Genomic DNA, 3,892 nt, shown 5'->3' on the forward strand with positions numbered 1-3,892 from the left:
AAACTGAGTAAGAGCGCATTAAATAGAAGAATTCATCAAATACCCATGAAATGGTGGGAGGAAATTCTTGAGTTTATTCAAAAGTTAAAAAACTTTGGGAAATTACCTTTTGAATATATTGTTGATGCATTTCCTGTTTCTGTTTGTAGAAATATAAGAATTCAAAATTGTAGAATTTATCGAGGAGAGGAATTTAGAGCGTATAATGTTAGTAAACGAGACTATTTTTATGGATTGAAAGTAACAGTCTTAGCCTCTCAAGATGGGTGCCCTCTTAGAGTTATCCTTTGTCCAGGCAGAGAGCATGATGCTGTTCCTTTTAAATACATGAAACGAAATTTACCCGCAGGCAGTAAGATTTATGGAGATTCTGCCTATGTAGATGATAAGCATCAAGACATGCTTGAAAAGATAGAAAATATCAAGCTCATAGTGAAGCCAAAATCTAATTCTCTTCGCTCAATCGATTTACATGATTTTGTAAATTTGAAGCACATTAGAAAATTTATTGAGGGGGTATTTGGCGTGATATCAAGACTGATGCTTAGAAAAATTCATGCAACGACGTCTAATGGGTTTGAAATTAAAGTTTTAGGATTTTTAGTAGCAGTTGCAACAAATTTTTTAATAAATTAGTTATTTGCAACTTACATTAAATATAAATATAAAAATTAAAAAAGTAATTTGGTGATAAAATTTTTAAGCAAAATTTATTTCTTTGAAGAGATAAATCGTATTTTTATAAAGTTTATGATTGTATAGAAAATATAATTTTAAATTATTCAGATGATTTCAGCAATTAGCAGTAAACTGATATTATTTACAGCTAATTTTTCCTACGCTATATTATTAAGGCGTCCATTTTCACGCATAGTTTTGAGATTCCTGTGAGCAATTAGATCACCCTGATCGGCAGCGAGTTGATAATATCGAGCGGCTTCTTGATCCGATTGTGCGATACCACGCCCGCTTGAATACATAAATCCGAGATTACATTGAGCAGAGGCGTTTCCTTGTTTAGCAGCAATTTGATAATATTTCACAGCTTCTTGATCCGATTGTGCGACACCTTTTCCATGTGCATACATGAATCCAAGGCTGAATTGAGCTTTTGCATGGCCTTGTTTAGCAGCAATTTGATAATATTTCACAGCTTCTTGATTCGATTGCGCGACACCTTGTCCATACATATACATGACACCCAGGTTATATTGAGCTTTTACATGATTTTGATTAGCTGCGAGCTGATAACATTCCGCAGCTTTTTGTTCAGATTGTGCGACACCTTGTCCGTTTTCATACATATAACCAAGACTGTATTGGGCATCTGCATGATTTTGATTGGCAGCAAGTTGAAAATATTTAAAAGCTTCTTGATCCGATTGTGCGATACCTTGGCCATTTATATACCTTAATCCAAGAAAATATTGAGCTTTTGTATCGCCTTGGTCTGCCAAAAGTTTAATCGGTAAAAATGAGGAAGAAGTATAAATGATTTTTCTTTTTTTACCGTTCCAAAAAGACTCCCAATCTTCTCTAACACTTTCAAAAAGAAGCCCGATTCCTAAAGAGAAGAAAATCTTAAAAGCTGCAAGTATTCCAACCACGATTCTCCGTTTTAAAGAATATGCTTTCTCAATACTTCCTAAAAGGGTGTAAGTTTTACCATTATAAACTTTGCTTCGATTTAATTCTGGATTTAAGCAGGAGGAAAAATTAGCATATTTATTGGGAAGAACATTACTATCTATGTATTTTACTGTCATGTTTAGTCCTTTTAAATTTATTAATAATTTATAGGATTAATTAATGATTATTTTAGCGGGCTAGGCGAGGCTGTATTTGTTTTTATAACGTGAGCTTTAAATCAAATTTGGCAGGTCGGCAACCTTGATCGAAAGTGACTAAAATATTTTAAACTCTTTTGATTAGATTATGAGGAGTTGCGTTTCTTTACCTATATAACTCCAAACTTACCCAATATTAAAATATCCTCGATTTGATTTGTTAGCAAATTTATTTTATTAGTTATTATTCTTCAAATTTAATTTTTATTAAATTTTTTAAGTAAAATTAATAATATCAATTATCTGCTGACAAATTTTATTTTATTAGTATTCATTTTTTAATTGTAAAAAAAATATGGGATTAATAAACAAAAAATTTGAAAATCAAATTTTATTTTTTGTAGTATAAGTCATATTTTTGTATAAAGTTATGTGATTGCATATAATATAATTTTAAATTATTCAGATAATTTCAGCGATTAACAGTAAAATGAATATTATCTACAGCTAATTTTGCCCTGCTACATACATTATACAATGCGCATGGTACCACGTCTGTTACTATAAAAAGTTCCCTTGAACTCTTATGATGTCTTAACCGGCAGCGAGTTGATGATACTATTTATTAATGAAATTGTATGATGGCTCGGATCCTGTGCATACATAAATCCGAGCTTATATGAGCATTTGCATCATTTTAATCTGTTAAAATTCGAACGTATAAAAAGGAATAAAAAGTATAAATAAATTTTCTTACTGTCCCAAAAAGTCTTCCTCTCAATCTACTCTCTAAAATCTTCCGAACAAGCCTAATTCCTAAAGAAAGTAAATTCTTATTATGTAACATTTTGGCCATTTTCATTCATAACATTAAGATTTTGCTGAGCAATTAAATCACCTTGATTAGCAGCGAGTTGAAAGTATTTAACCGCTTCTTGATCCGATTGTGCGACACCTTGGCCATTTTTATACATCAATCCAAGGTTGCGTTGAGCAATTGCATAATTTTGATTAGCAGCGAGTTGGTAATATTTTACAGCTTCTTGATCTGATTTTGGGACACCTAGGCCCTTTACATACATGAGTCCAAGGCTATGCTGAGCCGCTGCAAAACCTTGATCCGCAGCGAGTTGGCAATATTCAAAAGCTTTTTGATCAGATTGCGGGACACCTCTTCCATGTGCATACAAAAATACTAAGTAATACTGAGCCGCTGCAAAACTTTGATCCGCAGCGAGTTGGCAATATTCTAAAGCTTTTTGATCAGATTGCGGGACACCTAGGCCCTCTGCATACATTACTCCGAGTCTGCATTGAGCAGGAGCGTTTCCTTGTTTAGCAGCAAGTTGGGAATATTTTACAGCTCCTTGATCAGACTGGGCAATGCCCCATCCATTTGCATACAGGAGTCCAAGATTATTCTGAGCATCTGCATGATTTTGATTGGCAGCTAGTTGAAAATATTCAAAACTTTTTTGGTAAGATTGTGAAACACCTTGTCCATGTGCATACAAGGTTCCGAGGATATACTGAGCATCTGCATGATTTTGATTGGCAGCGAGTTGAAAATATTTCGCAGCTTTTTCAAGAGACTGGATAGTACCTTTTCCTTCTAAATACATAACTCCAAGCTTGTATTGAATAGTTGCATTTCCTTGCTTTACTAAAATTTTTGTAGCTAAAAATGGGGAGGAGCTGTAAATAACTTTATTTTTTCTACCATTCCAAAAAGATTTCCAATCTTCTCTAACTTTTTCAAAAAAAAGCCCAAATCCTACAGAAAATAAAGTTTTAAAAATTGCCCTTATTCCAATTTCAAATCTACGTTTCGTAGAATATGTTTTTTCAAAATTTCCCAAGAGTAGATATGTTCTACCTTTATACAACTTACTTTGTTCAAGTTCTAGATTCGAACAAGAAGTAGCATTAAAATATTTATTGGAAATAGCGTTGTCGTTTATGTATTTTACTAACATTTAAATCTCTTTTTTAATTTATTAAATTTTACTATTTAATAATTTATTGTCTATTCAATTATTTAATGTAAGTTGCAAATAACTAATTTATTAAAAAATTTGTTGCAACTGCTACTAGAAATCCTAAAA

At 32.3% G+C, this 3,892-nt stretch carries 3 protein-coding genes; 1 reads left to right on the forward strand and 2 read right to left on the reverse strand.

Annotation, left to right across the window (positions count from 1 at the left end; all coding sequences use genetic code 11):
• Window positions 1-636: IS982 family transposase (locus TY19_RS06085; RefSeq protein WP_052354817.1), on the forward strand; the 636-nt coding region annotated here is incomplete at its 5' end.
• Between the two features lie 200 nt (window positions 637-836).
• Here TY19_RS06085 and TY19_RS06090 read toward each other — a convergent pair.
• Window positions 837-1,766: a tetratricopeptide repeat protein gene (locus TY19_RS06090; protein WP_052354818.1), complete on the reverse strand. Its 930-nt coding sequence runs from the start codon at window positions 1,764-1,766 to the stop codon at window positions 837-839.
• Between the two features lie 857 nt (window positions 1,767-2,623).
• Entirely contained in the window at window positions 2,624-3,763 is a 1,140-nt protein-coding gene (locus TY19_RS06095) for an SEL1-like repeat protein (RefSeq protein WP_052354819.1), read from the reverse strand.
• Window positions 3,764-3,892: the final 129 nt, after the last annotated feature.

This window comes from Candidatus Protochlamydia sp. R18 (assembly GCF_000648255.1).
GTDB lineage: Bacteria > Chlamydiota > Chlamydiia > Chlamydiales > Parachlamydiaceae > Protochlamydia > Protochlamydia amoebophila.